The 3,329-nt window shown below is 71.8% G+C and carries 3 protein-coding genes and 1 pseudogene; 1 reads left to right on the forward strand and 3 read right to left on the reverse strand.

Features of this window, described 5'->3' with window-relative positions; all coding sequences use genetic code 11:
* Both leuC and ACK4TT_RS18130 read right to left on the reverse strand, forming a co-directional pair.
* Positions 1–1,150: 3-isopropylmalate dehydratase large subunit (gene leuC, locus ACK4TT_RS18125; RefSeq protein WP_410213621.1), on the reverse strand; the 1,150-nt coding region annotated here is incomplete at its 3' end.
* A gap of 100 nt (positions 1,151–1,250) precedes the next feature.
* Entirely contained in the window at positions 1,251–2,225 is a 975-nt protein-coding gene (locus ACK4TT_RS18130) for an NAD-dependent epimerase/dehydratase family protein (RefSeq protein ID WP_410213622.1), read from the reverse strand.
* Between the two features lie 88 nt (positions 2,226–2,313).
* Here ACK4TT_RS18130 and ACK4TT_RS18135 point away from each other — a divergent pair, with 88 nt between their 5' ends.
* Positions 2,314–3,207 carry a LysR family transcriptional regulator gene (locus ACK4TT_RS18135; RefSeq protein ID WP_409633536.1) on the forward strand — a complete coding sequence of 298 codons (894 nt, stop codon included), beginning with the start codon at positions 2,314–2,316 and terminating at the stop codon, positions 3,205–3,207.
* A gap of 19 nt (positions 3,208–3,226) precedes the next feature.
* Here ACK4TT_RS18135 and ACK4TT_RS18140 read toward each other — a convergent pair.
* Positions 3,227–3,329, reverse strand: a pseudogene (locus ACK4TT_RS18140) (IS5/IS1182 family transposase); the annotation flags it as partial.

Here is a 3,329-nt window from a genome sequence, read left to right on the forward strand (position 1 = left end):
GGCCGGAGCCCGGCACCACCATGGCCCGGACGCCGGGGGCGACCTTGCGGCCCTCAACGATCTTCGCCGCCGACCGCAGATCCTCGATGCGGCTGTTGGTGCACGAGCCGATGAACACGACATCGATCTTGGCCTCGGTGATCGGCTGGCCGGCCGAGAGGCCCATGTAGTCCAGGGCGCGCTCGACCGAGGCGCGCTTGTCGGGGTTGGCGTAGGCCTCGGGCGAAGGCACGACGCCCGTCACCGGGATCACGTCCTCGGGGCTGGTGCCCCAGGTGACGGTGGGGGCGATCTTGCCGGCGTCCAGCACGATCTCGCGATCGAAGACGGCGTCCTCGTCCGAGAAGAAGGTCTTCCAGTAGGCGAGCGCCATCTCCCAGGCGCCGCCCTTGGGCGCGGACGGACGGCCCATGAGGTAGGCGAAGGTCGTCTCGTCGGGCGCGATCAGGCCCGCCTTGGCGCCGCCCTCGATGGTCAGGTTGCACAGCGTCATGCGGCCTTCCATCGACAGCGCGCGGACGGCGGAGCCGGCGAACTCGACGACGTGGCCCGTGCCGCCGGCCGTGCCGATCTCGCCGATGACGGCGAGCGCGAAGTCCTTGGCGCCGACGCCGGGGGCGGGCTCGCCCTCGATGCGCACGCGCATGTTCTTCGACTTCCGCTGGCGCAGCGTCTGGGTGGCCAGGACGTGCTCGACCTCGGAGGTGCCGATGCCGTGGGCGAGCGCCCCGAAGGCGCCGTGGGTGGAGGTGTGGGAATCCCCGCAGACGATGGTCATGCCGGGCTGGGTGCGGCCCTGCTCGGGCCCCACCACGTGGACGATGCCGTTGCGGATGTCGCCCATCCGGAAGAACTCGATGCCGTAGTCGGCGACGTTCTTCGCCAGCGTCTGGAGCTGCAGCCGGGCTTCCTCGTCGGCGACGGCGTCGACGCCGAGCGCCTGGCCCTCGGTGGGCACGTTGTGGTCGGCCACCGCCAGCGTGCGGTCGGGCCGCCGCACGCCCCGACGCGTGGCGCGAAGGCCGGCGAAGGCCTGGGGCGTGGTCACCTCGTGGATCAGGTGCAGGTCGATGTAGAGGATCGCCTCGCCGTCCTGCTGCGCAACGACGTGAGCATCCCAAATCTTGTCGTAGAGGGTCTTGCCGGGCATGGGGCGCATGTAGGTCCGCGGACCCGCGCACGTCTAGTGCTGCGACGCCGCAATCCACGCGCGGTTGCAGCAAATTTGTGCCCCCATGGCCTTATGGCCGTCAGGCTGCCTTCCGGAGCGCCCCGGGCCCGGACCCTGGCAGCGAGCCCTGGCCCGCCAAGGTCGCGCGCAGCGCCTCGACGATAGGGGTGTGCGGCTCCTCGCCCAGGGCGGCGACGATGCGGTCGTTCGCCAGCAGCACCGGGCGTCGCCAGAGGTAGCGCATCTCCCGCATCTCCCGCAGGGTCTCGTTGAAGGGCGCGGCGGCGGCGATCGCCATCCACGGCAGGCGGCGCACGGCGAGCCTTCTGTCGGCGGCGGCCTCCAGGGCCGCGACCATCTCATGGCCTGTCAGGACCTGGCCGCGCAGGTGGAACGCCTCGAATCCGCCGAGCGGGGTCCTCAGGAGCCGCACGAAGGCCTCGGCCACGTCCGGCAGGTAGGCCCAGGCGTGGGCGACGTCGAGGGGACCTGGATAGCTGACAGCCCCGATCGGCCGGCCGGGCCGCACGAGGCCTTGCGAAAACCAGTTGTTCCCCGGCCTGGGGCCGAAGAAATCGCCGGCGCGGACCAGCAGGACGGGGACGTCGGCCTCGCGCAGGACGCGCTCCATCTGGACTCGGATCGCGCCCTTGCGGCTGACCGGCGACTGGGGGGCGGTCTCGGCGATCGCCGGGAAGGCGTCCGGGCCATAGTTGTAGACCGTGCCGGGGAACAGCAGCCGCGCGCCCGAGGCGCGGGCGGCGGCGATGCTGGAGGCCAGCATCGGCGCCTGAAGGCCGGCCCAGTTGCGGTAGCCGGGCGGATTGACAGCGTGGACCACGATCTCGGCGCCGTCGGCCGCGGCCACGATGCTCGCCGCGTCCATGGCGTCGCCCGGCGTCCACTCCAGGCCGGGCCGCCCGCCAGTGGCGCGGGCGCGGTCGGGGTCCCGGTGCGGCGCGCGCACGCGCCAGCCGTCCTGAACGAGACGGCCGGCGATCGCGCCGCCGACGCCGCCGGTCGCGCCGATCACCAGGGCCAGGGGTTTGGTCATGCGGGCCTCCATCTGTCGGCCGCAGTGGTGAGGCGCCCGCCCCCGCGACGGAATTGCCGAAGGTGGCAGAACAGCTATTCAATAGCGCATGACCACGACGCCCGACTGGGACCTCCTGCAGAGCCTCCACGCCGTGCTGGAGGCCGGCAGCTTCTCGGCCGCGGCGCGGCTGCGGCGCCTGACCCAGCCGACCCTCGGACGCCATATCGACCAACTGGAGCGCCAGCTCGGGGCGCCGCTGTTCGTGCGCAGCCCGCGCGGGTTGCAGCCCACGGACCTTGCCCTGGCGCTGCGCCCTCACCTGGCCGACATGTCGGCCGCCGGCTCCGCCGCGGCGCGGGACATCGGCGGCCTGGTCAACGCCGAGGGCGGCGTGGTCCGGGTGACGGTGAGCGAGGTCGTCGGCATCGAGGTGATCCCGCCGATGCTGGCGCGTTTCATGGCGGACCATCCCCGCATCCAGGTCGAGCTGGCGCTCAGCAACAAGAACGAGGACCTGAGCCGGCGCGACGCCGATGTGGCCGTGCGCATGGCCAGGCCCACCCAGAACAGCGTGGTGGCCAAGAAGGTGGGCGAGGTCGCGCTCGGCTTCCACGCCGCGCCCGACTACCTGGCCCGGCGCGGGACGCCGCGGGACTTCGACGAGCTCGTCGACCACACGCTGATCGGCTTCGACCGCAGCTTCCCGGAGCTGGCGAAGGAGATCCCGGTCGGTCGGCCGATCACCCGGGAGCTGTTCGCCTATCGCACCGACAACGACGTGGCCCAGCTTGCCGCCATCCGCGCCGGCATCGGCATCGGCGTCTGCCAGCGCCAGCTCGGCCTCCGGCATGGCCTCGTCCCGCTCCTGCCGGACATCTTCGGCTTCGGCCTCGACCTGTGGATCTGCATGCACGAGACGCTGCGCGGCTCGCCCCGCATGCGGCTGATGTTCGATCACCTGGCCAGGGAGTTCGCCGCCTACGCGGCCGAAGGCGGGTAGCGCTAGGACGAATCCACATTCAGCGTAGCCAGAGCATGATGGCGGCGAGGTGGATGAAGGCGAGGAAGTGGTCGGCGCGGCGGTCGTAGCGGGTGGCGAAGCGACGGAAGTGCTTGAGCTTG

This window comes from Phenylobacterium sp. (assembly GCF_046463815.1).
Taxonomy (GTDB): domain Bacteria; phylum Pseudomonadota; class Alphaproteobacteria; order Caulobacterales; family Caulobacteraceae; genus Phenylobacterium.